This window comes from Cellulosilyticum sp. (genome assembly GCF_982396655.1).
This window is the reverse complement of sequence record NZ_CEVXFV010000003.1, coordinates 99,440-126,383: the sequence shown is the minus strand read 5'-3', so window position 1 is coordinate 126,383 and position 26,944 is coordinate 99,440. Positions and strand designations below refer to the sequence as shown.

General features: G+C 34.6%; 25 protein-coding genes. 22 read left to right on the top strand and 3 right to left on the bottom strand.

Annotation, left to right across the window (positions count from 1 at the left end; all coding sequences use genetic code 11):
- Positions 1–47 precede the first annotated feature (47 nt).
- From AC1VAQ_RS02430 to nrdR, 12 genes are all read left to right on the top strand, one after another.
- The gene (locus tag AC1VAQ_RS02430; protein ID WP_302596149.1) at positions 48–1,499 is read left to right on the top strand and encodes a UDP-N-acetylmuramoyl-L-alanyl-D-glutamate--2,6-diaminopimelate ligase; all 1,452 of its coding nucleotides are present in this window, start codon (positions 48–50) and stop codon (positions 1,497–1,499) included.
- Positions 1,499–2,887, top strand: coding sequence for a UDP-N-acetylmuramoyl-tripeptide--D-alanyl-D-alanine ligase (locus tag AC1VAQ_RS02425; RefSeq protein ID WP_302596151.1), 1,389 nt, complete (start codon positions 1,499–1,501; stop codon positions 2,885–2,887). Before AC1VAQ_RS02430 ends, AC1VAQ_RS02425 begins: the two co-directional genes overlap by 1 nt.
- A complete protein-coding gene (gene mraY, locus AC1VAQ_RS02420) occupies positions 2,877–3,830 on the top strand; it encodes a phospho-N-acetylmuramoyl-pentapeptide-transferase (protein ID WP_302596153.1) in 954 nt (317 codons plus the stop codon). The genes AC1VAQ_RS02425 and mraY overlap by 11 nt, the downstream gene beginning before the upstream one ends.
- A 28-nt stretch (positions 3,831–3,858) precedes the next feature.
- Positions 3,859–5,232 carry a UDP-N-acetylmuramoyl-L-alanine--D-glutamate ligase gene (gene murD, locus AC1VAQ_RS02415; protein WP_302596155.1) on the top strand — a complete coding sequence of 458 codons (1,374 nt, stop codon included), beginning with the start codon at positions 3,859–3,861 and terminating at the stop codon, positions 5,230–5,232.
- Between the two features lie 5 nt (positions 5,233–5,237).
- A complete protein-coding gene (locus tag AC1VAQ_RS02410; RefSeq protein WP_302596158.1) occupies positions 5,238–6,446 on the top strand; it encodes an FtsW/RodA/SpoVE family cell cycle protein in 1,209 nt (402 codons plus the stop codon).
- Between the two features lie 74 nt (positions 6,447–6,520).
- Positions 6,521–7,774: a UDP-N-acetylglucosamine 1-carboxyvinyltransferase gene (murA, locus tag AC1VAQ_RS02405; protein ID WP_302596161.1), complete on the top strand. Its 1,254-nt coding sequence runs from the start codon at positions 6,521–6,523 to the stop codon at positions 7,772–7,774.
- Between the two features lie 18 nt (positions 7,775–7,792).
- Positions 7,793–8,512 carry a cell division protein FtsQ/DivIB gene (locus AC1VAQ_RS02400; RefSeq protein ID WP_302596162.1) on the top strand — a complete coding sequence of 240 codons (720 nt, stop codon included), beginning with the start codon at positions 7,793–7,795 and terminating at the stop codon, positions 8,510–8,512.
- Between the two features lie 48 nt (positions 8,513–8,560).
- Positions 8,561–9,685: a cell division protein FtsZ gene (gene ftsZ, locus AC1VAQ_RS02395; protein ID WP_303243829.1), complete on the top strand. Its 1,125-nt coding sequence runs from the start codon at positions 8,561–8,563 to the stop codon at positions 9,683–9,685.
- A 135-nt stretch (positions 9,686–9,820) separates the two neighbouring features.
- A complete protein-coding gene (locus AC1VAQ_RS02390) occupies positions 9,821–10,678 on the top strand; it encodes a sigma-E processing peptidase SpoIIGA (protein ID WP_302596164.1) in 858 nt (285 codons plus the stop codon).
- 3 nt (positions 10,679–10,681) lie between these two features.
- Positions 10,682–11,428, top strand: a complete 747-nt coding sequence (gene sigE, locus AC1VAQ_RS02385; RefSeq protein ID WP_302596165.1) for an RNA polymerase sporulation sigma factor SigE — start codon at positions 10,682–10,684, stop codon at positions 11,426–11,428.
- Between the two features lie 84 nt (positions 11,429–11,512).
- Positions 11,513–12,286, top strand: coding sequence for an RNA polymerase sporulation sigma factor SigG (gene sigG / locus AC1VAQ_RS02380; protein WP_302596166.1), 774 nt, complete (start codon positions 11,513–11,515; stop codon positions 12,284–12,286).
- Between the two features lie 146 nt (positions 12,287–12,432).
- A complete protein-coding gene (gene nrdR, locus AC1VAQ_RS02375; RefSeq protein ID WP_302596167.1) occupies positions 12,433–12,891 on the top strand; it encodes a transcriptional regulator NrdR in 459 nt (152 codons plus the stop codon).
- 40 nt (positions 12,892–12,931) lie between these two features.
- Here nrdR and AC1VAQ_RS02370 read toward each other — a convergent pair whose 3' ends face one another.
- On the bottom strand, positions 12,932–14,446 hold the full coding sequence (locus tag AC1VAQ_RS02370; RefSeq protein WP_302596168.1) for a YifB family Mg chelatase-like AAA ATPase: 1,515 nt from the start codon (positions 14,444–14,446) through the stop codon (positions 12,932–12,934).
- A gap of 113 nt (positions 14,447–14,559) precedes the next feature.
- Here AC1VAQ_RS02370 and dprA point away from each other — a divergent pair, with 113 nt between their 5' ends.
- The 3 genes from dprA (at position 14,560) to codY (ending at position 18,715) form a co-directional block, all read left to right on the top strand.
- A complete protein-coding gene (dprA, locus tag AC1VAQ_RS02365) occupies positions 14,560–15,639 on the top strand; it encodes a DNA-processing protein DprA (RefSeq protein WP_302596169.1) in 1,080 nt (359 codons plus the stop codon).
- A 13-nt stretch (positions 15,640–15,652) separates the two neighbouring features.
- Entirely contained in the window at positions 15,653–17,728 is a 2,076-nt protein-coding gene (topA, locus tag AC1VAQ_RS02360; protein WP_302596170.1) for a type I DNA topoisomerase, read from the top strand.
- Positions 17,729–17,956: 228 nt separating this feature from the next.
- Positions 17,957–18,715, top strand: a complete 759-nt coding sequence (codY, locus tag AC1VAQ_RS02355; protein ID WP_302596172.1) for a GTP-sensing pleiotropic transcriptional regulator CodY — start codon at positions 17,957–17,959, stop codon at positions 18,713–18,715.
- 302 nt (positions 18,716–19,017) lie between these two features.
- Here the strand turns inward: codY and AC1VAQ_RS02350 are convergent, their stop codons facing one another.
- Together AC1VAQ_RS02350 and AC1VAQ_RS02345 are read right to left on the bottom strand one after the other, a co-directional pair.
- Positions 19,018–20,133, bottom strand: a complete 1,116-nt coding sequence (locus AC1VAQ_RS02350; protein ID WP_302596173.1) for a hypothetical protein — start codon at positions 20,131–20,133, stop codon at positions 19,018–19,020.
- A 212-nt stretch (positions 20,134–20,345) separates the two neighbouring features.
- The gene (locus tag AC1VAQ_RS02345; protein WP_302596174.1) at positions 20,346–21,578 is read right to left on the bottom strand and encodes a nucleotidyltransferase; all 1,233 of its coding nucleotides are present in this window, start codon (positions 21,576–21,578) and stop codon (positions 20,346–20,348) included.
- A 179-nt stretch (positions 21,579–21,757) separates the two neighbouring features.
- Between AC1VAQ_RS02345 and pta the strand changes: the two genes are divergently transcribed.
- The 7 genes from pta (at position 21,758) to rnc (ending at position 26,942) form a co-directional block, all read left to right on the top strand.
- Positions 21,758–22,753 carry a phosphate acetyltransferase gene (gene pta / locus AC1VAQ_RS02340; protein ID WP_302596175.1) on the top strand — a complete coding sequence of 332 codons (996 nt, stop codon included), beginning with the start codon at positions 21,758–21,760 and terminating at the stop codon, positions 22,751–22,753.
- A gap of 33 nt (positions 22,754–22,786) precedes the next feature.
- Positions 22,787–23,980, top strand: a complete 1,194-nt coding sequence (locus AC1VAQ_RS02335; RefSeq protein WP_302596176.1) for an acetate/propionate family kinase — start codon at positions 22,787–22,789, stop codon at positions 23,978–23,980.
- 63 nt (positions 23,981–24,043) lie between these two features.
- Complete coding sequence (locus AC1VAQ_RS02330) at positions 24,044–24,547, top strand: YceD family protein (RefSeq protein WP_302596177.1); 504 nt, start codon at positions 24,044–24,046, stop codon at positions 24,545–24,547.
- A gap of 20 nt (positions 24,548–24,567) precedes the next feature.
- Positions 24,568–24,744: a 50S ribosomal protein L32 gene (rpmF, locus tag AC1VAQ_RS02325; protein ID WP_054740556.1), complete on the top strand. Its 177-nt coding sequence runs from the start codon at positions 24,568–24,570 to the stop codon at positions 24,742–24,744.
- A gap of 76 nt (positions 24,745–24,820) precedes the next feature.
- Positions 24,821–25,822 carry a phosphate acyltransferase PlsX gene (gene plsX, locus AC1VAQ_RS02320; RefSeq protein WP_302596179.1) on the top strand — a complete coding sequence of 334 codons (1,002 nt, stop codon included), beginning with the start codon at positions 24,821–24,823 and terminating at the stop codon, positions 25,820–25,822.
- A gap of 64 nt (positions 25,823–25,886) precedes the next feature.
- Positions 25,887–26,123: an acyl carrier protein gene (gene acpP / locus AC1VAQ_RS02315; protein ID WP_302596180.1), complete on the top strand. Its 237-nt coding sequence runs from the start codon at positions 25,887–25,889 to the stop codon at positions 26,121–26,123.
- Positions 26,124–26,219: 96 nt separating this feature from the next.
- Positions 26,220–26,942, top strand: a complete 723-nt coding sequence (rnc, locus tag AC1VAQ_RS02310) for a ribonuclease III (RefSeq protein WP_302596182.1) — start codon at positions 26,220–26,222, stop codon at positions 26,940–26,942.
- Positions 26,943–26,944: the final 2 nt, after the last annotated feature.

Sequence of the window (26,944 nt, the reverse complement as noted above, 5' to 3'; positions counted from 1 at the left end):
TCAAGTCGTGCTATAATAACTAAGATATTTAAATAAGGAGGCTTAACATGAAACTAAAAGAGCTAATGAATGGAATCAGCTTTGAATGCGTACAAGGTAACATGGAACAAGAAATTGACCATATTATTTATGACTCACGCATCAAAACAAAGAGTGGATTGTTTATTGCAATAGAAGGATTTAAAACAGATGGGCATGCATTTATTGACACAGCCATTGAGAATGGCGCAAAAGCAATACTTGTACAAAAGGATGTTGTCCCTCATGTAGAAGGAATTACAATCCTTAAAACAGTAAATACAAGAAGCGCTATGGCGCAAATTGCGAATAATGCATATCACAATCCTTCAGAGAAGTTTGAACTTGTCGGTGTAACAGGAACAAACGGAAAAACAAGTATTACATTCCTACTTGGTCAAATACTAGAAGCATACAATAAAAAAATTGGTATTATTGGAACGATTGAAAACCGTATTGGGGATTGCATTCTTAAAGCAGAGCGTACAACACCTGAGTCAGTAGATTTACAAGCATTATTCCAAAAAATGGTGGAAAGTGATGTAGACTGTGCCTTAATGGAAGTTTCATCTCATGCACTAGAATTAAACCGTGTAGATGGTTCAAATTTTGAAATTGGTATTTTTACTAATCTAACACAAGATCACTTAGATTTTCATCACACAATGGAAAACTATGCAAAAGCAAAAGCAAAGTTATTTAAAAAATGTAAAGTTGGTATTATCAACAAAGATGCGGATTATGTAGATCTTATTTGTGAAGGTGCGACTTGTAAGCTCTTAACTTATGGTATTGAGCATGAAGCAGACTATCATGCAACAAATATCCACATACATGCAGCGGGTGTTGAATATACTTTAACATGCCCACAAGGGACATTCCAAGTTGAAGTACCTATTCCAGGTAAATTTACAGTATATAATACACTTGCTATTATTGCGGCAGCAGCAAACTTAAATATTCCAATGGCACATATTATTAAAACATTAAAAACGGTAAAAGGTGTACCAGGTCGTGTGCAAGCTTTTAAATCAACACACGGTTACAGCGTACTTGTTGATTATGCCCATACACCAGATGGACTTGAAAATGTACTTGAAACAATCAAAGAATTTGTAAAAGGCAGAGTTATTACTGTATTTGGTTGCGGTGGCGACAGAGATAAGACAAAACGTCCGATTATGGGAAGTATTGCAGCGAAGTACTCAGATGAGGTGCTTATTACATCAGATAATCCAAGAACTGAAAATCCACTTCTAATTTTAGATGAAGTAGAAGCTGGTGTTAAAGATCATGGCGTACCTTACGTAAAAATTGAAGATCGTAAAGAAGCTATTTTAACTGCATTAAAGAAGGCGCAAAAAGATGATGTCATTTTAATTGCAGGTAAAGGGCATGAAAATTATCAAATCTTAAAAGACCGTATTATTCACTTTGATGATTCAGAAATAGTAGCGGCTTATTTACAGGGGGAAGTTTAATGAAACTCTGTTTAGAAGATATTTTACAAGCAGTTAATGGAAAGTGCTTAAATCCAGACACACTAAAAGGGGAAAAACAAATAAATGATATTGTAACAGACTCTAGAGCGATTACAAAAGCTAGTTTATTTGTACCTCTTAAGGGGGAAAACTTTGATGGGCATGTTTTTATTAAAGATGTTTATGATAAAGGAAGTATTGCAACACTTACAATGAATGAAGAAGTGGTAGACCCTCGTCTTTGTACAATTTTAGTTCAGGATACAGGTAAAGCACTTTTAGACCTCGGACATTTTTATCGTAAAAAGTTTAATATTCCTGTGATTGGGATTACTGGAAGTGTGGGAAAAACAAGCACAAAAGAAATTATAGCTGCTATTTTAAGTGGACATTATAAGGTACACAAAACAGAAGGAAATTATAACAATGAAATTGGTGTGCCATTGACACTTTTTAAATTAAGAGCTGAACATGAAGTTGCAGTTATAGAAATGGGAATGAATCATTTTGGTGAAATTCATAATCTAAGCTATGCAGCATCTCCAACAATGGGTGTTATTACAAACATTGGGACTTCTCATATTGAAAATTTAGGAAGTCGTGAAGGCATTTTAAAGGCTAAACTTGAAATATTAGATGGTATGACTGAAGATGGTAAATTGATTGTTTGTGGTGATAATGATTTATTAGGTAAGCTCTCTCCTCAAAAGGTAGACGTTGTTTTCTATGGCTTTACAGCGGATAAACCTTATAAAGCAGAACATATTGTGAGCGAAGGAGAGTATACAAGAGCACATATTACTACACCTTCTGCTAGTTATGAAATTGAAATTAAGGCCCTTGGTGAACATATGATTTACAATGTACTTGCAGGCATTGCAGTGGCAGAAAATTGTGGTCTTACAGAAGAAGAGATTAAACGTGGTCTTCAGACTTATGCACCAACAAAAATGCGAATGCATATTACAAAAGGCATGAATAACATGACTTTAATTGACGATACTTATAATGCAAGTCCAGAGTCTATGAAAGCAGCTTTAAAGGTTTTAAAGGACTTTGATAGTAAAGGCAGAAAAGTAGCTGTTTTAGGAGATATGTTAGAACAAGGGGAATTTGCACAGGTACTTCATGAAAGTGTAGGAGAAGCGGCAGCTCAGTTAGGCATTGATCTTTTATGTGCAGTAGGACCACTAGCACGACATATTTATGAAGGTGCTAAAAAAGTAGGTAATATCACAGTTATCTACTATGAAACAAAAGAAGCTTGGATGCAAAACAAGGATCAGTTTTTACAAGCTGAGGACACCATATTATTCAAAGCTTCTAGAGGTATGCATTTCGAAGAAATGCTAGAAGGATTAGGAAAGGTGAAATCAGATGGAAAATAAAGCACTTTATGCAGTTTTAATTGCATTCTTTTTAAGTATATTACTTAGTCCGTTTGTGATTCCAATGCTCCATAGATTAAAGTTTGGACAAAATGTAAGATCAGATGGACCAAATAGTCATTTAAAAAAAGCAGGAACACCAACAATGGGTGGTGTTATTATTTTAGCAAGTATGATCATTACAAGTTTATTCTTTATGAAGGGAAACAGAGAAGTTCAGCTTATTTTACTTGTAACAGTAGGCTTTGGAATTATTGGGTTCCTAGATGATTATATTAAAGTTGTTAAGAAACGTTCATTAGGACTGACACCAATGCAAAAGATTGTAGGTCAACTCATTGTAACAGTTGCTTTTGCCTATTTATTAAAGACATATTTGGGGCTCAATACAGAGATTATTATTCCATTTACAGGCGGAAAAGTATGGAATATGGGAATTTTATACTGGCCATTTTTAGTGTTTGCAGTATTAGCTGTAGTTAATGCTGTTAACTTAACAGATGGGCTAGATGGGCTTGCATCTAGTGTAACTGTACTAGTGGCAACATATTTCGCAGCAATTGCCTTAGGTATAGGTAGTGGGGCTTTTCCTATTGCAGGAGCAGCAGTAGGAAGTTTATTAGGCTTCTTACTTTTTAACACTTATCCAGCAAAAGTTTTTATGGGAGATACAGGTTCACTGGCACTTGGTGGCTTTGTTATTGCAACAGCATTTGTGATGAAAATGCCACTATTCATTTTAATTGTTGGTCTTATTTATGTGATTGAGAATGTATCTGTTATTTTACAAGTAGTTTATTTCAAGAAAACAAAGAAAAGATTATTTAGAATGGCACCTATTCATCATCATTTTGAACTAGGTGGTTGGCCAGAGACAAAAGTTGTTGCAGTATTTAGCATTGTAACAGCTATTATGTGTCTAGTTGGATTAATCGCAAGATAAAATCGCAAGAAAGCGAGGGAGGAAAAACATGAGTATGGAAGGGAAGAAAGTATTAGTTATAGGGAATGCACGTAGTGGAATTGGTGCTGCAAAGCTTGCACATGCTCATAAGGCTGACGTTTATATTTATGATGGAAAGCCATATGAAAAATGGGATGATAAAGCAAAAGCTCAGATTGAAGCACTTAAAGCAGAAGGTATTCACTATATTTTAGGGGAAGATGTTAATGTAAAAGACTATGATCTTTTCATTACAAGTCCAGGTATTTCACTTGAGATTGACCTTATTAAAGCGGCATATGCAGAAGGCAAAAAGGTAACTGGAGAGTTTGAATTTGCTTCTACATTCTGCAAGGCACCTATTGTAGCTATTACAGGAACTAATGGAAAAACAACGACAACAACCCTTGTTGGAGAAATTATGAAAGCCTATAATCCACAAACATTTGTAGTAGGTAATATTGGGCGTGCTTTTAGTGAAGAAGTAGAGCATATTCCAGCAGAAGGAATTGTTGTAGCAGAGGTAAGCAGTTTCCAACTTGAAACAGCAGAAACTTTCCATCCAAAAGTAAGTAGTGTTTTAAATATCACACCAGACCATTTGAATAGACACCATACAATGGAAAACTATTGTCAGTGTAAATATAACATCTTTAAAAATCAAACAGCTGATGAGTATTGTATTTTAAATACAAGAGATGAATATTATGAGGAAGCTAAGAAACTTCTTCCATGTAAAGAAATTGCTTTTTCTGTAAATGAAGTGCCGACATGTGGTGCTTACTTAAAAGATAACATGCTTGTAGAAAATATTAATGGGCAGGAAGTTACAGTATGTAGCAGTGAAGAATTAATCATCAAAGGCACACATAACATTGAAAATGCTTTAGCAGCTATTGCAATGACAACAGCATTTGGTGTACCTACGTCTATCATTCGTGATGTCCTTGTAAATTTTAAGGGGGTAGAACATCGTACAGAGTTTGTTATGAGTAAAGGTGGTGTGGACTTCTTCAATGATTCAAAAGCAACAAATACAGATGCTGCAAGAGCAGGACTTGTAGGGCTTAGTGTCCTTAAGAAACCTATTCGTCTTATTGCAGGGGGAATGGATAAGCAAATTAGCTTTAAAGATTGGATTGCTTTATTTGAAGGCCTTGTAGAAAAGGTTTATATTATTGGTGAAACCAAAGCACAGATCGTAAAAGAATGTGCCGAGGCAGGATATTATAATGTAGCAACTTTTGATACTTTTGAAGCAGCTATAAAAAATGCTTATGTAGAAAGTCATGAAGGAGATTGTATTTTATTATCACCAGCTTGTGCAAGTTGGGATATGTTTGAGAGCTACGAACAAAGAGGAGAAATCTTTAAGGAAATTGTACGTAATTTGGAAGGGTGAAATAAATGGCAGTAGAACAATCATCAAACCAAGTACAGAAGAAAAAGAAGAAAACATTAGGTACACCTGATTATATTATGATGGCAGTTATTTTACTTATTTTTGCCTTTGGGGTTGTTATGGTTTATAGTGCAAGTTTCTATTATTGTGTTAATAATGGGAAGGCACCAGCTAGTTTAGCACTTAAGCAACTTGCAATCGGTTCGGTAGGTATTATAGCGATGTTATGGCTTACTTATAAATTTGATTATCATTTATTTTCTATGAAAGCTATTTCTTGGGGATTATATATAGTAAGTATTTGCCTTTCTATACTTGTAATGTTTGTTGGAAAAGAGGTTAATGGTGCAAAAAGATGGATTGCCATAGGGTCTATTCAGTTCCAACCTTCAGAAATAGCAAAAGTGGCGGTTATTGTCATGTTGGCCTCTTATATAGTAAGAAATCGAAAGAAATTTAATCAGCTTAAATATCGAATTGGTGCATGGCTTATATTTTTAATACCAGCAGGTATTGTTATGCTTGAGAACTTAAGTTCAGCTATTGTTATTGGCGGTATTGGATTTATTATGTGCTTTATTTCAATGCCAAAGGTAAAGATATACATATTTATGGTGATTTTGGGATTTGGTGCGGTATTTGGAGCCTATTCACTGGCTATGTCTACACCAGAAGGTCAAGACCCATCAAACTTTATTTTGAAAAAGGTATTACCTGCCTATAGACTAGAGCGTATTCAAGTTTGGCTAGATCCTTGGATTGATCCTCGTGATTCTGGATATCAGCCTATACAGGCTTTATATGCAGTAGGTTCAGGGGGGTTATTTGGTAAAGGGCTTGGTAATTCAGTACAAAAGCAAAGCTTCTTGCCAGAACCTTATAATGATATTATTTTTGCTGTTATATGTGAAGAATTAGGACTTGTTGGTGCATTAGTATTGATTTTAGGCTATGCAATATTAATTATAAGGGGACTCATTGTGGCCATGCGGTCGCCTGATTACTTTGGTTCGTTGGTAGCGGCGGGTATATCAACGATGGTAGCTATACAGGTTATCATAAATATTGCAGTTAATACAAATACAATTCCTACAACAGGGATGCAACTTTCACTTGTAAGCTATGGTGGTACAGCAGTAGCAGTACTTTTAGCGACGTTAGGTATACTTCTTAATGTTTCTAAATCAGCAAACATTCAAAAAGTAAAAAAATAAATGTGGTACCTTTTTGCAGTTTCTGGCATAAATTGGTTGTATAGAAGCTTACCTATTTTAGGAGGTGCTCTTAAATGAGTGAAATTGTTATCCAAGGAGGTAGGCGTCTAGAAGGTGAATTGCATATTGCTGGCAGCAAGAATGCAATTCTTCCTATTATTGCTGCAACTTTACTTTGTAGAAGTACAACTTATCTATATAACTGTCCTAGGATTTCAGATGTTGAATTAATGATAAAGATACTTAAACAGTTGGGTTGTAAGATAATGTGGGATGAAAAAGTATTAATGATTGATACAAGTACTTTAGACAGTTGTGACGTACCTGCAGATTTAGTAAATCAAATGCGCTCATCTATTATATTATTAGGTGCCATTCTAGGTCGCTGTAAAGAGGCTAAGATTGGTATGCCAGGTGGGTGTCAATTAGGTAAAAGACCTATTGACCTCCACTTAGACGCATTACGTAAGATGCAGGTAGATATATCGCAGCAGGAAGACTTTATTCATTGCAAGACTTTAAACCTTCAAGGCGCTCATATTAATCTAACGTTACCAAGTGTAGGTGCAACAGAGAATATTATGTTAGCTGGAGCATGCGCAAAGGGAACAACGACTATTGATAATGCTGCACGAGAACCGGAAATTGTTGATTTACAAAACTTTTTAAATGCATGTGGTGCTAAAATATCAGGTGCAGGAACAAAACAAATTATTATTCACGGCGTAGAAGCATTAAATGGTACAAATTATCGTGTGATTCCGGATCGTATTGTAGCAGGTACCTATTTAGTAGCAGGTGCAATTACGAGAGGAAATGTAGTTTTAAATGATGTGTACAATAGACATTTAGGTGCTACAATTAATAAATTAAGGGCAATTGGTTGTAATGTAAGAGAAGAAAAGAATAAAGTAATTCTTACAGTCGCCAAACCTCTAAAGGGTATAGTATTAAAAACAGAGGTGTACCCGGGATTTCCAACAGATATGCAGTCACAATTTGTAACACTGCTTACAACGTGCAATGGCATAAGTCATGTAAAAGAAAATATATTTGAATCCAGATTTAAGGCCGCGAATGAGCTTCGTAAATTAGGAGCACATATTATCGTAAATGAGGAAACACAAATCGCGACGATTCATCCAACGCCTTATTTAAAAGGTACAGAAGTTGACGCCACAGACTTAAGAGGTGGAGCAGCATTGGTGCTTGCAGGTCTTATAGCAGAAGGAACAACGGTTGTTAAAAATGCCCACCATATACAACGAGGTTATGAAGATATTGTAAGGGACCTAAGTATATTAGGGGCAGATGTAACGTACAAGTAGGAGAGGAAGTAGTTATATTTGAACAAATATAATATAAAAAAACCAAAGAAGAAAATATATATTGGTATGATAATAGGGCTTATTTTAATAGCCCTATTATCATTGCCTGTTTGGAAAATACAAAAGATTACAGTAGTTAATAATGGCTATTATTCAAAGGAAGAAGTTATAAATGTATCAGGACTTGAAGGCGGAAATTTATTAGACTTATCTTTTAATAAGGCTAAGAAAGGATTACTTGCACTGCCATATATACAAGAGGTAAATATTACCTATCATTTTCCAGGAAATGTTACTATTGATTTAGTAGAGAACGCACCATTTATGTATGTACCATTTTCGGGAAGCTATTTATGCTTAAATGAGCAAGGACAAGTTATAGAACAAACTAGTAATTTGAGTGTGGCCATACCAGTTGTAGATGGTTTGAGTTTTTCAGAGTTTAAAATAGGAGAAATGTTAGGTATTCAAAATGACGATGCATTTCTTGCAGTAAGAGATATGATTAATGTCTTAAAGGAATATGAGTATGTGGATAAGGTAAAAGAAATAGATGTTTATAACCTTGAAGAAATTCACTTGTATGTTGATAATTTAGATGTTATAATGGGTGAGATAGGAGATTTTGACAAAAAGCTTCAATGGCTCATTGCAACGCATGAAACATACGACATGGGTATACTAGATTTATCTCAGGTGGTAAAAAGTGGACAAGCGTCGCTTAGGCCCATTACATAGAAAAATACACAATAAATAAATATACTTCAGATGAAGGGGGAGTCTACTTTGCTCGAAATATGGGAAAATGAATTACAAGGCGCACAAATAAAAGTTATCGGTGTAGGCGGTGGGGGTAATAACGCTGTAGATCGAATGATTGAAAAAGGATTAGACGGGGTAGAGTTTATTACTGTTAATACAGACCACCAAGCACTTGCACGTTCAGGTGCGCCAAGTAAAATTCAAATTGGTGAAAAAATGACTCGTGGATTAGGCGCAGGCGCTAATCCTGAAATTGGAACAAAATCAGCAGAGGAAAGCCGTGAAGAAATTCTGCAAGCGATTAAAGGTGCTGATATGCTATTTATTACTGCTGGTATGGGCGGTGGAACAGGAACAGGTGCTGCTCCTGTTATTGCAAGTATAGCAAAGGAACAAGGCATTTTAACAGTAGGCGTTGTTACAAAACCTTTTAGTTTTGAAGGTAGAAAACGTATGTTAAATGCTGAAAAAGGTATTAATGAATTAAAACAAAATGTAGATACACTTGTTGTGATTCCAAATGATAAGATTTTACAAGTTATTGATAAAAAAACAACAATGGTAGATGCATTCAGTAAGGCAGATGATGTTCTCCAACAAGGTGTACAAGGTATTACAGACCTTATTTCTAATCCTGGTATCATCAACCTTGACTTTGCCGATGTTAGAACAATTATGAATAATAAAGGTGTTGCACACATGGGTATTGGACGTGCAACAGGTGAAAACCGTGCAGAAGAAGCTGTTAAGTATGCAATCAGCAGTCCACTTCTTGATACAAGTATTAATGGGGCACGTTGTGTACTTGTTAACATGTGTGGTGGTGAAACATTAGGACTTATGGAAGCAAATGTGGGTATGGGACTTATTAGAGAAGCAGTTGACCCAGATGCTGAAATTATCTTCGGTACATCTATTAATGAAGACTTAGGTGAAGAAATCATTATTACAGTTATTGCAACAGATTTCCAAAATCAAGATGTAAGCTTAAATACATTTAAACCAGTACAAGCTGTAAAAGAAGAAGCACCAAGACAAACACAAGCTGCACCTTCTAGACCAGCTATGCAGCCAGCTGAAGAGGAAAGGTTTACACCTATTAAAGAAATTCAAGTGGAAATACCACAGTTTTTAAGAAGAAATCGCTAATAAGAAAAAAAAGATACGATGATGTCGTATCTTTTTTTTTATGCCATCCATTATTTTTACAAAATTTGTAAGCAAAATTAGATACAATAAGAATGGCAAGGGAAAGGAAGAGGTGACAAGGTGTATGTTCTTTATATGGATATATTATTTTTAATTAATTTTGTGATGGACATTATAATATTTATAATTACAACCATGATACTTAATAAGCCATTACACTTAAAGAAGCTTCTTATAGGTGGCATAATTGCGGCTTTGTTATATTGTATGCTACTTATTTATCCAGTATTACAGCGTTTACCGTATAGCGTATATACTTTACTTGTACCTGTCATTCCTATTTTGTATTTATATCATCCTGTACGTCTTAAAGATTTTGCAAAGTACTATTTGTTAAGTACAGGAGTTGCGGCATTAATTGGTGGTGCAAGCTTTACCTTATGGTATCAACTTCAATATTATGTACCGGGCTATAAACCAACGTTAGAATTTATATTTCTAATAGGTATAGGTGTGGGTTTTATAGTATATTTTTCATTTTATGCAATTAGAAAACGATTGGTCATGCCTCATTTTGAATACGATTTAGAGATACATTATGATGGAAGGATGGAAAGGGTACCAGCTCTTTTAGATACAGGAAATATGTTATATACACCAATTGGTCATCAACCGGTTCTGGTTGTGACATATGATGCAATTAAGAAGATACTAGAGGATGAAGAGTGTAAAGCAATTGAAAGTTGCCATAATGATGTAGAAAAGATGATGGAATTGGATAAAGGTCCTAGGTATATTATTCCCTTTCACAGCATGGGCTGTGAAAATGGATTACTATGGGGCGTGATGAGTGAATGCATAGTGCTTCATAAAGGTGGATTTGAAAAGCAAATTCCAAAATGTATTATTGGCATTGCTTTTGGAAACTTGTGCAGTGATAGAACATATAAAGCATTAATTCATCCGGACTTTATCGTGAGTGAGGGGGAATAAGTTATGATTAAAAAGTGGATTGGTTACTTAAAAAAAATAAGCCGCCATTTTAGATATCGTTACATAAGAAAAAGAGCACAAGCAATTGATTATATTGGTGGAAGTGAAGTCCTACCACCACCACTTACAAGAGAAGAAGAAGAAGAACTTATTGCAAAGATGGCTGCGTCTGAGGGAGATGAGGCAGCACTTAAGGAAATAAAAACAATTCTTATTGAACGTAATTTAAGACTGGTTGTATATATTGCAAGAAAGTTTGAGAATACAGGTATTCATATGGAAGATTTGATTTCTATAGGAACAATAGGACTTATTAAATCTATCAATACATTTAATCCAAGCAAAAAAATAAAACTTGCCACCTATGCATCTAGATGTATTGAAAATGAAATTTTAATGTTTTTACGACGTACAAATAAGTTAAAAACAGAAGTGTCAATTGATGAGCCATTAAATGTAGACTGGGATGGTAATGAATTATTATTATCAGATATACTAGGAACAGAGCCTGATATTATTTATCGTAATATTGAAGAAGAAGTGGATAAGAAGCTTTTAAAACAAGCGTTATTAAAACTAACAGATAGAGAGCGTGAAATTGTAGAACTACGTTTTGGATTTACAACGCAAGGTAAGGAAAAAACACAAAAAGAAGTAGCAGATCTTTTAGGTATTTCACAGTCTTATATATCTCGACTTGAGAAAAAAATAATACTAAGATTAAAAAAGGAAATTAATAGAATGAGCTGATATCCTGAATAAATAATTAGATTATGGAGAAGCTTATTTATAGACTTAACTTATGCTGGAATAGTATGCTAGGAGGCAAGAGATATGGCTATAAATAAGGTAGAAATATGCGGGGTAAATACAGCAAAGCTTCCCATTTTAACAAATGAACAAAAAGAAATATTGTTTAAATTAATTGAACAAGGCGATAATGCAGCGAGAGAAGCTTATATAAGGGGGAATTTAAGACTTGTTCTAAGTGTTATTCAGCGCTTTAATAATCGAGGGGAACATGTAGATGACTTGTTTCAAGTAGGGTGTATAGGACTTATTAAAGCAATAGATAACTTTGATGTTACACAAAATGTAAGGTTTTCTACTTATGCAGTTCCTATGATTATAGGAGAAATTAGAAGGTACTTAAGGGACAACAATGCCATTCGCGTAAGTCGTTCGTTAAGAGACACAGCATACAAAGCTTTACAAGCAAAAGAGCAGCTTACACGAAAAAATGCCAAGGAACCAACTATTCAAGAAATTGCAGATGAGCTAGGTGTTAAGAAAGAGGATGTTGTATTTGCATTAGATGCAATTCAAGATCCGATTTCTTTGTATGAACCAGTTTATCATGATGAAAGTGATACACTTTATATTATGGATCAAGTAAGTGATGAAAAGAGTCAAGATGATATTTGGCTTGAAAATATTGCTTTAAAAGAGGCGATGAAACGCATTAATGAAAGAGAAAAACAAATATTAATGCTAAGATTTTTTGCAGGTAAAACGCAAATGGAAGTAGCAAATGAAATAGGTATTTCACAAGCGCAAGTTTCAAGATTAGAAAAAACAGCATTAAAGCATATGAAAAAGTATATATAATATTATGACGTGAAAGGTGAAGCTTATCCATATTCAATTAATCTATAAAGGGTACGATGAAATGCATTGTACCTTTTATAGGTATTGACTTTTATCTGAAAAATATGGTACGCTTATGGATAATAAAAGCTAGGAGGATATGGTGAATGAAATGCCCTTACTGCGGATATGGTACTTCCAAGGTACTAAACTCTAGACCCGTCAATGAAAATGAAATGATTCGAAGAAGAAGGCAATGTGAAAAGTGTGATAAGCGATTTACTACATATGAGAAGATAGAAACCATTCCTATTATAGTAATCAAACGTAATATGACAAGGGAGCCTTTTGAACGCGAAAAGTTATTTAAAGGAATTTTAAGATCATGTAATAAACGAAGTATTAGTTTAGAGCAAATAGAAGAACTTGTAGATGGTATTGAAAATTATATTAGTAGTTTAGAAACAAAAGAAATTTCTTCTACAACATTAGGTGAGATTACAATGCAGCGACTTAAAGCACTAGATGAAGTATCTTACATTCGTTTTGCTTCTGTATATAAACAATTTACTTCTATTGATGAGTTTATTATAGAATTAGAGAATATAAAAAAATGTAAAAAATAAAAGACGTTTTCACTTTTAGTGAGGCGTCTTTTATTTTTTATTAGTGCCACAAGTTGTGGTCTAGCAAGCGGTATTGAATAGCTTCGGCTATATGAATAGTATCTATAGTGATGCTGTCACTTAAGTCGGCAATAGTACGTGCAATACGTAAAATCTTATCATAGGAACGAACGCTAGAAGAAGAAGTTGTAAACCACTTATCTAACATTGTTTTAGCTTCTTTAGTCAGTTGGCAGTATTTTTTTAAATCACATGTGGGAATTTGACTGTTGTAGTGTAGAGAAGTACCAGAAAAACGTTCTTTTTGATAGTTGATAGCCTTTTGAACTTGTGCATACATTTCTTCTGAGGAAAGTGAATTTACTGAGTTTAAATCAGTTAATGTGGGTGATTTGGTTTCTAGTTGAAGGTCGATGCGGTCTAAAAGTGGTCCTGAAAGTTTGGACATATATTTTTTGACACTATTTAAAGAACAGCTACATTTTTGTGTGTTAGGATAGTAACCACAAGGGCAAGGGTTTGTAGAAGCAATGAGTAAAAAGTCAGCAGGATAAGTTAAGGTGATATTAGCACGTGATAAAGTGATTTGATGCTCTTCTAATGGTTGCCTTAGAACTTCTAAGGTATGGCGATTAAACTCTAAAAGTTCATCTAAAAAAAGAACACCTAAATGGGCTAAACTAATTTCACCAGGTTTAGGATGATGTCCGCCGCCAGCAAGGCCTAAGGTTGTGATAGTGTGATGAGGAGCTCTAAAAGGACGCGTATGCATAATAGTATGATTAGGTAATTTATCTGCTAAACTATAAAGTTTAGTAAGGTCGATGCATTCTGATTCTGTCAGAGGTGGTAATATAGAAATAAGACGTTTAGCTAGCATTGTTTTTCCGGAACCAGGAGGTCCCATTAATAAGGCGTTATGAAAACCGGAAGCGCAAATGATAAGTCCGCGTTTAACAGACTCTTGGCCTTTTACATCAGCAAAATCTAGGATTTTGGGAGGGGCAGGAGGAGAAGTTGTAGGCGCGCATTGAGTAAGGTAGCTTTGGTGATGGATAAAAGCAATGACTTCAGATAGATTATGGGCTAAACGTATGTTAATCCCCTGTATAAGACTAGCTTCTCTTGCATTACTAGTAGGAATAACACAGGTTGTATGTTCTGTAGAAGGAAGTGTACATAAAAGGGGTAAAAGTCCACGTACACTACGAAGAGAACCGTCTAGAGCAAGTTCACCTATGAAGAGTGTTTGACGTAATGATTCTAAAGGGAGTTCGCCTGAGCAACATAAAATACCTAAAGCAATAGGCAGATCATAGAGACTACCTTCTTTTTTAATATCTGCAGGGGCTAGATTGACTGTAATGCGGCGAATTGGAAATTTAAAACCGCTATTTTTGATGGCACTTCTAACACGTTCTCTAGCCTCTTTTACAGAACTATCAGGTAGGCCTACAATATCAAACCCAGGTAGACCATCGTTAATATCAATTTCAACCTCAATGGGAATGGCGTCTATACCATTTAAAGAATAACTGTTTAATTTACAGAACATTGGGCTATCCTTTCTATTAAATAAATTTATTTTGTTGAAGTATGGTCATTTCTGAGAAGAAATAAACAATTATGTATAAAGAGTTTATAAATTCCATAAAATGAGGTGTAGAAATGCAAAAGATATATTATCTATGGTTACATCAAGTAAAGTTAAGTGAAACAATAAAATTAGGTTTATTAGAAAGATTTAAAACACCTGAAGCTATTTATAAAATGAATAGTTATCCTGGTATTGCAATGCAGATTGTAGAAAAAATTAAGGCAGCTAAGCCTTATTTGGATGTAGCCAAAGCAGAATATGAGCGGTGTGAAAAACAAGGTGTTACGTTAATTAGCTTAGAAGATGAGATGTATCCTAAATTATTGAAAAGGATTCCTGATGCACCACTTGTATTGTATGTAAAAGGTGAGATAAATATTTTAAATACCCCTACGTTTGCTATAGTGGGGGCAAGGGATTGTTTGGAATATGGTTATGGGATGACAGTTAGGATTGCAGAGGAATTAGCTGCATATGGCATTACTGTAGTTAGTGGTATGGCTAAAGGAATAGATGGTGCTGCACATGAAGGGGCTCTAAGAAGTGGAAAGACTATAGCCGTACTTGGAACGGGCGTAGATGTATGTTATCCAGCATGTAATCGCAATTTATATTGCCGTATCCCTGAAGAGGGTGCAATTATATCAGAATATCCTTTAAATACGCCAGCACGGCCTTATCAATTTCCAAAACGTAATCGCCTTATTAGTGGATTGTCTTTAGGTGTATTAGTGAGTGAGGCAGATTATAGAAGTGGTTCATTAATCACAGCTACCTTGGCTTTAGAATATAATAGAGATGTGTTTGCAATACCTGGGGATTTGGGGCGTCGTATGAGTCTTGGAACCAACGAATTAATTAAGAATGGTGCTAAATGTGTAACCTGTGTAAGGGATATTTTAGAGGAACTTCCGTTGGAAATACAAGCTGCTTTACAGCCTTCAAGTAAAAATACTTCAAAAAATCCCAATAATCAACTTGCACAAGAAGAAAGGATGGTATATGCTTATGTAAGTTGGAATCCTATTTTTTTAAATGAATTACTAACAAGTACCAAGCTTTCCTATGAAGCTATTTATAGAGATTTAACTCAATTAGAGCTGAAGGGATATATAAAAAAATTACCAGGGGAAAGATATGTACGTTCTTAATGAGGAGGTAAATATGGCTGATAATTTAGTGATCGTGGAATCAGCAGCTAAAGTTAATACAATAAGTCGATTTTTAGGCAAAAATTATAAGGTGGAAGCATCTATTGGACATGTAAGGGATTTACCTAAAAGTCAATTAGGTATCGATACAGAGAATAATTATGAACCTAAATATATTACGATTCGCGGTAAGGGTGAGTTACTACAAAAAATGCGCAAAGATGTAAAAAACGCTAAATGTGTTTATCTTGCAACTGACCCCGATAGAGAAGGGGAAGCTATTTCGTGGCATTTATATCACTCACTTAAATTACAAGATAAAAAAGTATGTCGTATTACATTTAATGAAATTACGGAACAAGCTGTAAAAGAAGCGATTAAACATCCAAGAGATATTAATATGGATTTAGTAGATGCTCAACAAGCAAGACGTGTACTTGATCGTCTTGTGGGATACAAGATAAGTCCGATTCTTTGGAAGAAAATTCGTAAAGGATTAAGTGCTGGACGTGTACAATCTGTAACATTACGCTTAATAAGTGATCGTGATAAGCAGATTAAAGAGTTCGTAGAAGAAGAATACTGGACTATCGAAGTGAATTTACGACACGGTAAGAGTAAAGCTTTTGAAGCACGTCTTGATAGCAAAGATGATGTTAAAGTAGAGATTAGAAATGAAGAAGAGGCAAGGAGAATTATCAAAGAGTGTGAAACAGGACAGTTTGAAGTAGTGGAAACTAAAAAGGGAACACGTGTTAAAAATACAGTACTTCCATTTACTACAAGTACACTACAACAAGAAGCTGCAAAACATCTTGGCTTTTCCACACAAAAAACAATGAATATTGCACAACAACTTTATGAAGGTATAAAAGTTGGCAAGAAAGAAGTGGGGATTGTAACTTATATACGTACAGACTCTGTACGTATTGCAGATAAAGCTAAAGAAGAAGCAACTGAATATATTAAAACTAAATATGGTGAAAAATATTTAGGTGAAGTAAAAGCAGTACAAGGTAAAGCTAAAAAAGCCAATATCCAAGATGCCCATGAGGCAATTAGACCGACTTATATGGAGTATGAACCACAAGAGATTAAAGAATACTTATCAAGAGATCAATATAAACTTTATAATATGATTTGGAATAGATTTGTAGCAAGTCAAATGGCACCAGCACAATATGAAACATATAGTATGAAAATTAAAAATGGGGCATATCAATTTAGAGCATCCTATTCAAATCAGCTTTTTGATGGCTTTACAAAGGTATATAATTTAGGTGAAGAAAAAGCTAAAAAGGCAACAGCATTTGATGTGGCAAAAGGTGAAATGCTTGAGATGGCGAGTATTATTCCAAGTCAACATTTTACACAAGCACCAGCACATTTCTCAGAAGCAACTTTAGTTAAAGCATTAGAAGAAAATGGCGTGGGTAGACCAAGTACCTATGCACCGACACTTACAACACTTCTTGCAAGAGGATATATTGTTAAAGAAAATAAGAATCTTTACATTACTGAACTTGGAGAAGTTGTAAATCAAATTATGTTACAGTACTTTGATGAAATTGTAGATGTAGAATTTACAGCTAATATGGAAAGAATCTTAGATGAGATTGCAGCAGGTAATGTGGAATGGAAAGAGATTATTAAATCTTTCTACCCTAATTTTAAACATTGTCTTGAAGTGGCAGAAAACGAGATTGAAAATATTGACCTTACAGAAACGACAGATATCCCCTGTGAGAAATGTGGGGCGCATATGATTGTACGTTATGGTAAATATGGTAAATTCTTAGGATGCCCTAATTTCCCAGAATGCAATGGTACAAAGGCTTGGTATGAAGAAATTGGTGTTAATTGTCCGCAGTGTGGAGGCAAAGTCCTTCTTAAAAAGACAAAAAAAGGAAGAACATATTATGGATGTGAACACAACGGAGATAGTTGTGAATTCATGTCTTGGGACAAACCTACAGGAGAAAAGTGTCCAGTATGTGGCGACGCTCTTGTTGAAAAAGGCAGTAGCAAGAATAAAAAAGTAGTTTGTCGCAATTCAAAGTGTAACTACGGCAAACAAAATAAGCGATAGTTTACAATTTGTTAAAATTTTTAGGCATTAATGTTTACAATTATATATTGAGTTTTTTGTCAAATCATGTTAAGATTTGTTTGTACAAGACAAAGTTGTATCGCAACTTTGTCTTTTTAAATGATAAAGTGTATATTTTTAAATTTTTAGAACATACTAAAGTATATAAAACCTTTAGATTATAAAAGTACAAACTAACTTAACAAAATTATTTAAGGAGGACATATTATGTCTCAAGAATTATTACTCAAAATGCGAAAAGTAAATAGATTATTACAAAGATTTGGCTCAGACCGTGTAATCTTTGCTGATATCTGTGAAGTAATCAGCGATGTTGTAAAAGCTAATGCTGTTGTTGTAAGTACAAAAAGCAAAGTTTTAGGTGTAAATAGCTCAATTCCTCACAACTTTGCAAATGAAGATAATTATATCGAATACTCAGTAAACGATGAATTTTTAGCAATTATGGATATTAAAGAAAATGTTTCTTTAGATACAATCTTTGCTGAAGTACCAAATAGTGCAAACTACACAACATGTATCATTCCAATCATTGCAGCTGGTCAAAGGTTAGGTACATTCTTACTTTACAAAGAAAAGAGCGCAGGTAACTTTACAACAGAAGACCTTATTTTAGCTGAATATGGTGCAACTATCGTAGCAGTAGAAATTTTAGGCTCATTAAAAGAAGAAAGTGATGAAGAAGAACGTCGTATTGCAATCGTTAAATCTGCTATTGCAACATTATCTTATTCAGAACTTGAAGCTATTTTCCATATCTTTGAAAAATTAGATGGTAGCGAAGGTTTATTAATTGCAAGTAAAATTGCTGATAAAGTAGGTATCACACGTTCAGTAATCGTTAATGCACTTCGTAAATTTGAAAGTGCTGGTGTAATTGAATCAAGATCATTAGGTATGAAAGGAACTTACATTAAAGTTCTTAATGGTGCACTTTTAGAAGAACTTGATAAATTACGTAAATAATTAGATTTATAAGTAATTATATTTATAGTATAGAAAAAAGATGGTAGCTCAGCTGCCATCTTTTTTTGCCATTTGTTTAGAGTAGAAAAATTTAATTTTTAACTTTTCTACTCTAAACTCAAAATTTGGGTTACTAATACGACGTTAGTCGCTTTATTTATGTAGTAATATAGATTTCACATTTATAAATTTTAGTTATTCATAGTTTTTAGTCATGTGAAATCATTGGGAGAAAACAATTTACGTACATGTATGTTTCAAGTTTTTAGTTGGTTTCTCTATAATAATGAAACATAGGTTTATTAATTTTTATAAACAACTTCATGTAAGGATGTTTTCTTATTTGTATAGTTTTTGATAATGATGTAAATTACAGGAAGAAATAGAAGCGTAGTGATTAACCAAGTAAATGAAATTTGAAGATTTGTTCCTTGTGTATACATAGAGAACAGAGGATAAAGTGTACAAGTTAGTAAGAAACTTAAAGTTGCTTGGAGAAGTTTACAAAGTAAATAAGGTTTTGTAGAAAAAGGAATATCGCCAAGTACATAAAGTGTTTGGAAATAAACACAGAAACCACCAAAGTTAATGCTAAAAGCGAGTAAGGCTAAGGGATACATAGAAGGATTGGAGAGATAGCTTTTAGAAAGTGCACCTACACCATTCGATAACTCTAAAATACCAGTTAAGATACCTTGAGCCATGTTATTGGGTAGAAGTTTAAGAGGTGGTAGGTTAAGCAGTGCTTCAAAGACCATAGAACTCGTTAGAATCTTTGTTAAAACAGAGAAAAATATAATATAGCCACCTACGCATACGATAGTATCCATACCATTTTCAACGGCTTTGGTGAAAGCTGGAGCAAATTGAAAGTCTGAAGCACTGCGTGTTAGATGAGACTGAGGCGGTAAAGCCGTGACTTTATAGCCGCTTAAGAGTAAACTCAGTAGTGTGGCAGATAAGATATGAATAAATAGTAAGAAGTAGCCAATAGCAGTGTTTTCTAGTAGCATGGTACCTACAGTGCCAATGATAAAGAGTGGGCCGCAGTTATTGCAAAAGCAAAGCGCTTTTTCACCTTGACTAAGCGAAATAGACTTTTCTGCCACTAATTGTTTAATGATTTTTGCGCCCATAGGATAGCCTGCAACAAGCCCCATAAGAAAAGTAAAGCCTATGCTACCGGGTAAGTCCCAGAGTCTTCTTGTAATAGGGGAGAGGCGTTTACTAAGAGGTTCTAGCATATTTAAACCAACGAGTAAGTTAATAAGAATAATAAAAGGAAGTAAAGAAGGAAGCACTTTATTAAACCATAGTAAAAGCCCTTCTGCTGCCGCACTTATGCAAAGTGAAGGGGCAATTAACAGAGTAATGATAATAAGTACAATACCTATCAAAATAAGTTTTTTGTGTGTCATTGCATTATTAAACCTCCTTATAAAGTATAAAATAGTATATGAACTTGTCTTATAAATAATAACAAAAAGGCATAAAGTATTAGGATGAAAGAAGGTATTGTTTAAAATAAGCAAGTAAAATAAAGCGATTAGCGTTACCTAAAAAGCAGGTAAGGCTAATCGCTTTATTGTGTTTGCTTAGTAGAGATAAGCTATTTTAAAAAGTGCATAGCTTAAAGTTTAATAAAGGACTGGGTGAAATCTTGCTTATAGTTTTCACTATTAGAAATTAAGTTATAATAAAGAGCAGTAGCTTTTAATTCATAGTCTAAAAGGCATTTTTGTGAGGAATTAAGTGTATTATAACTTTTACCTACGTTAGTGATAATAGGACAAGAGGCAGCTTTACTCAGTGTGCTTAAAAGTGGCAAAGCTTCTTTACGGCAGCCAAGAACACGAATATAAGGTGACCAGTCCAAATTCATAAGGGTTAGCATATCTTTTTCAGTAATGTGAAGAAGAATGCGAAGTAAACTACGTTGGACAGTAGCTCTGGTATAAGTTTTAGAAGTGACTTTGTTAATTAAATCACTTAAATGACTACAAGAAGGAAAGTAGTTTAAGATAGAGTGAATCAGTTCTTTAGGAATATCCCATAAAGAATATAAATCTTCTTTGCTGGACATGATAAGTTTGTAATTTAAAAAGGAGTAAAGCTTTTCTTCACTATATGTGTAATGAAGAAATGGTGCTAAATACTCAAAGGAAGTTGTTGGCATACAAGTTTTAATTGTTGCAAGATCTTCTTTGGTTGCAAGATGACGAATGGCCGTAGCAGAAGATATTTCTCCTGTAACGTTAGTGTCATGATAACCAGCTTGTATCCTTTTTATGGTAAAAGGTTTAATGTGTGAATTATATTTCTTCAGTGCCTTAATATATTCAATACCTAAGATGTTATTCGGGTTATTAATGATAGGACTATAGACACCGAGGCTATCTGGCGTATTTTCTAAAGTATCTATAAGTGCAATCTCTCTCGCTCTAGGAAAGCTCAATCCACTGCGTAAATATTCTTTGAGTTTTGTAGAAAATAATGTTGGTGGGTCTAGAAGTGTATCAGCCACCTTTGTTAAGGCATCTATATCACCACATTCACTACCAAAACAAATTGTATCTACAATGCCGGATTTATGGAGGAGTGAGACGGCTGCTTCAGAGAAACGCTCAGCGCTAGCAGAGGCAAAGGGAACAGGAAGTTCAATGACCATATCGATGCCAGAAGCAAGTGCCATTTTTGTACGTACGAATTTGTCTGCAATAGTAGGAAGACCACGTTGTGAGAAGTTTCCGCTCATAACAGCAATGACAAAATTTGTGTTCGTTTCGGCTTTTAGTGTTTTTATTTGATAAGCATGTCCATTATGAAATGGATTATACTCAGCAACAATACCTGCAATATGCATTGTAAGTCTCCAATCTTTTTATAATACGTGCTTATTTTAGCTTAAAATTGGGTAAAAATAAAGGGAGGAAAAAATAAATTCGCATAAAATTCCAATTCGGACTTGTATACACGAGATACATTGAATATAATAGTAAATGAGGGCGAATTGAAAGTATAAATTGAAAGGGGTTCTTTTTAATGTCTTTTATTGAAAATATTAAAGCAAGAGCAAAAAGCGATAAAAAAACTATCGTTTTACCAGAAACATCTGATATCAGAACACTTAAAGCAGCTCATCAAGTTTTAGCAGAAGGCATTGCAAATGTCATCTTAATCGGTGATGAAGCAGCTATTAATGATAAAGCTGAAGGATTAGATTTAAGCGGTGCTAAAATTGTAAATCCCGCTACATTTGAAGAAATGGATACTTACATTGCAGAGCTTGTAAAACTTCGTGAGAAAAAAGGTATGACAGCAGAAAAAGCAAGTCAATTACTTCACAAAGATGAATTATTCTTAGGTGTAATGATGGTTAAACAAGGTATGGCAGACGGTATGGTAGCAGGTGCTATTCATGCAACAGCTGATGTACTTAGACCTTCACTTCAAATCTTAAAAACTGCACCTGGGACAAAACTTGTTTCGGCATTCTTCGTAATGGTAGTACCAAACTGCGAATACGGTGCAAATGGTACCTTCGTATTCTCTGATGCAGGACTTAACCAAAACCCAACATCAGAAGAACTTGCTGCAATTGCTCAAAGTTCAGCGAAAAGCTTTGAACAATTAGTAGGAGAAGAACCAATCGTAGCTATGCTTTCACATTCTACATATGGCAGTGCAAAACATGCTGACGTAGATAAAGTTGTTGAAGCAACACGTATTGCAAAAGAAGAAGCACCAGAACTTAAAGTAGACGGTGAATTACAATTAGATGCTGCAATCGTACCATCTGTAGGTTCAGCAAAAGCACCATCAAGTGATGTAGCTGGAAAAGCTAACACACTTATTTTCCCAGACTTAGATGCTGGTAATATTGGTTATAAACTTGTTCAAAGACTTGCTAAAGCAGAAGCTTACGGTCCAGTAACACAAGGTATTGCAAAACCAGTTAATGATTTATCAAGAGGTTGCAGTGCAGAAGACATCGTAGGTGTTGTTGCAATTACAGCTGTTCAAGCTCAAAATAACTAAGAGACAAAGAATCAAGAGGAGTGTAAAAATATAATGAACGTATTAGTAGTAAACTGTGGTAGTTCTTCATTAAAATATCAATTATTAAACATGGAGACAGAAACTGAAATCGCAAAAGGTATTTGTGAGAGAATTGGAATTGATGGATCATTCATCAAACACACAACAGAAGGACAAGATTCAGTTAAAGTTATGGTTGATTTCCCAGACCATAAAGTAGCTTTAACAAAAATGCTTTCTATGCTTACAGAAGGTGAAACAGCTTGTGTTAAACCAGAAGAAATTAATGCAGTAGGTCACCGCGTTGTTCACGGTGGAGAAAAATTCAATGAATCAGTAATCATTACACCAGAAGTAGAAAAAGCTATTGAAGAATGTTGTGAACTTGCACCACTTCACAATCCAGCTAACTTACTTGGTATTGATGCTTGTCGTGAGCTTATGCCAAATGTACCAATGGTAGCAGTGTTTGATACAGCATTCCACCAAACAATGCCAAAACATGCTTATATGTATGCTATTCCACAAGAATACTACAACAAATATGGTGTTCGTAAATATGGTTTCCACGGTACATCACACAAATATGTATCTCAAAGAGCTGCTGAAATGCTTGGTAAACCAGTAGAAGAAACAAAAATCATTGTTTGTCACTTAGGAAATGGTGCAAGTGTATGTGCTGTGGATGGTGGTAAATCAGTAGAAACATCTATGGGATTCACACCACTTGCAGGTCTTATCATGGGTACTCGTTCAGGTGATATCGATCCAGCTATCGTAACATTCTTAATGGAAAAAGAAGGTTTATCAGCTAAAGAAATCGACGCAATCTTAAATAAAAAATCAGGTGTTGATGCATTATCAGGATTATCAAGTGACTTCCGTGAAATCGAAGACGGTGTAGTTGCAGGAGATTCAGCATGTAGATTTACAATGGATGCTTACCAACACAGAGTAGTATCATACATTGGTGCTTATGCAGCAATTATGAACGGATGTGACGCTATTTGTTTCGCTGGTGGCCTTGGTGAAAACAATGCAATCATGCGTGAAGAAATTGCTAACATGCTTACATGGTTAGGCGTAGAAATCGATCCAGAGAAAAATAAATGCCGTGGTGTTGAAAGAGATTTAACAAAAGAAAGCTCAAAAATCAAAATGCTTTTAATTCCAACAAACGAAGAACTTATGATTGCAAGAGACGCTGTAAGATTAGTTACAAAATAAGTGATTGACAAATACATGTGAAATATGTATAATTACAGAAGTGTTACTTAATGGAGTGAAAAAATGAAACTTAATATCCAGGAACTTAGAAAAAAGTCCGAAGTAACTTTCAAAGGAAAGCAGCAGGTGTCACTTAAAGGTATTAGCCCTGTGCACAAAGTACAAGTCTGTGACGCAGACGTAGAGGGAACTTTGCAAAAAGTTGATGGCCGCTACATTGTAGAAGGACAAGTCTCTGTGATCGTTAAACGTTTATGTGATCGCTGTAGTGAAGAATTTGATTGTTTTGTTGAAGGAGAGCTCTTCCAAGAGTACTCATCGGAGCCAATAGGTGAAGATCAAGAAGACATTATTCAAATATCTGATACAATTGATTTAGAAGATGCTGTAGCAGAAACGATTTATCTTAATTTGCCTATGCATTGGGTACATGATGAAAATTGTAAAGGCATCTGTAAAATTTGTGGGCAGAATCTAAATAAACACAGTTGTAACTGTGCGCAAGAAGAAATTGATCCACGACTTGAAGGTTTGAAGAATATTTTTCACCCTCAAAGTGAAGAGTAGTAATAAGAGGAGGTGTAGAAATGGCAGTACCAAAAAGAAAGACTTCTAAAGCCAGAAGAAACCAAAGACAAGCGAATTGGAAACTTTCTCCACTTAACTTAGTGAAATGTCAAAAATGTGGTGAATTAATGATGCCACATAGAGTATGTAAAGCTTGCGGTTCTTATGCAAACCGTGTTGTAGTAAAAGTAGATTAATACTATAAAAAAGACAGCTTTTAGCTGTCTTTTTGTATATTTAATTTCAATATAGAGAAAGATAGAGGTGATGCATATGTCAAAAATAGCAATAGATGTAATGGGTGGCGACAATGCACCAGATGAAATTATTAAAGGTTGTATAAAAGCAAGCAAGGAAGTTGATTCTACATTAGTGCTAGTAGGACCAGAAGTACTCATTAAAGAAAAGTTATCTGCATTTACATATGAACCATCCAAGATAGAAATTGTAGATGCAGAAGAAGTGATTGAAATGGAAGAATCACCGACTTTAGCAATTAGACAAAAAAAGAAGTCATCTATGGTAATTGGTCTCAAACTTTTAAAGGAGGGGCAAGTAGATGGATTTATGAGTGCGGGAAGTACAGGGGCACTTTTAACAGGTGCGACACTAATTGTAGGACGTATTAAGGGCGTAGAACGTCCAGCCTTAGCCCCATTTATCCCCACACAAAAAGGATGTTCTCTTCTTATAGATTGTGGTGCTAATGTTGATGCAAAACCAAGCTATCTTGCACAGTTTGCACGTATGGGAACAGTATATATGCAACAGTGTATGGCAGTTCCTAATCCAAAAGTAGGACTTATTAATATTGGAGTTGAAGCAGAAAAGGGTAATCAACTTGTGAAAGATGCTTATAAGTTACTTTCTGCTGATGAAAGTATTAACTTTTTAGGTAATATTGAAGCAAGAGATATTCCAAAAGGCGAAGCAGATATTTTAGTTTGTGATGGCTTTGTGGGAAATGTTGTCTTAAAGTTCATGGAAGGCTTTGCAAAATGGATTTTAGGTATGTTAAAAATAGAATTCTTTAGAAATCTAAAGACAAAAGTTGCGGCTCTTTTACTTAAAAAAGGAGTCTATAATATCAAAGGAAAATTTGATTATGCGACAAAAGGTGGCGCTCCTTTTTTAGGCGTAAATGGGCTCGTTGTGAAGACTCATGGTAGCTCAAAGGCAGAAGAAGTTTACAGCACTATTATTCAAACAGAAGGATTTATTAAGAGTCAATTGGTTGAAAAGATAAAAATGAACTTTACAGAAACTGCAAATTAATATTGACTATCAATGAGGTATATAATATCATCAAAATATAAATCTTTATACGAGGTGTTGAAACATGGTATTTGATAAAGTAAGACAGATTATTAGTGAGCAATTTAACATTTCAGAGGATGAAATTACTTTATTAACATCATTTGTCGATGATTTAAATGCAGATTCATTAGATGTCTTTCAAGTGATTATGGCAATTGAAGAAGAGTTTGAAATGGAAATTTCAAATGACGAAGCAGAGAAAGTATCTACTGTGGGGGATGTTGTCGATTACATCAAAGAACAAAAAGGATTAGATTAATAAAAAGCCTCGCTTAGCGGGGCTTTTCCTATATTAAGCTTAAGGCATAGTAAATGCGGTTAAATATGGGGAGTAAAGACAAAAAGGAGAAGAAAAATGGCTAAAAAAATAGATAAAGCTTCTAGAGCTATGGCGGTAGAAGCTATGCAAAGAGTAATTGGCTATGAATTTAAAAATCCACTTATTTTAGAAGAAGCATTAACACATAGTTCTTATGCCAATGAACATAGAAGTATTTCTGTAAAGGATAATGAAAGATTAGAATTTCTAGGAGATGCTATTTTAGATTTAGTAATTAGTGAGTATTTATTTAAGAAACATCCAGAAATGCCAGAAGGAGATTTGTCAAAGTTACGCGCTAGCATTGTATGTGAGGGATCGTTAGCTAAGACGGCTAAAAACATTCATCTCGGTGAGCATATTTTGCTTGGTAAAGGCGAAGAGATGACAGGTGGTAGAGAGCGTGCTTCTATTTTGGCAGATGGATTTGAGGCCATCACAGGTGCCCTATTCCTAGAAGGAAGTTTTGATCTTTCAAAAAGTTTTTTAACAAAAACGTTAATTAGACAAGTGGAAGGAATGACTTCTTTAGAGGACCTTTATACAGATTATAAAACGCTTTTACAAGAGAGTATTCAAAAGGAAAGCAGTGTACCAATTCACTATGAGGTAGTAGGTGAAGAGGGACCAGATCATGATAAACATTTTTATGTAGAAGTATATCATGGTGAAGAAGTGCTTGGTAAAGGCTGTGGTAAGAGTAAAAAAGAAGCAGAACAAGATGCAGCTAAAAAAGCTTTAGATAAATTAGAAAATTGAGG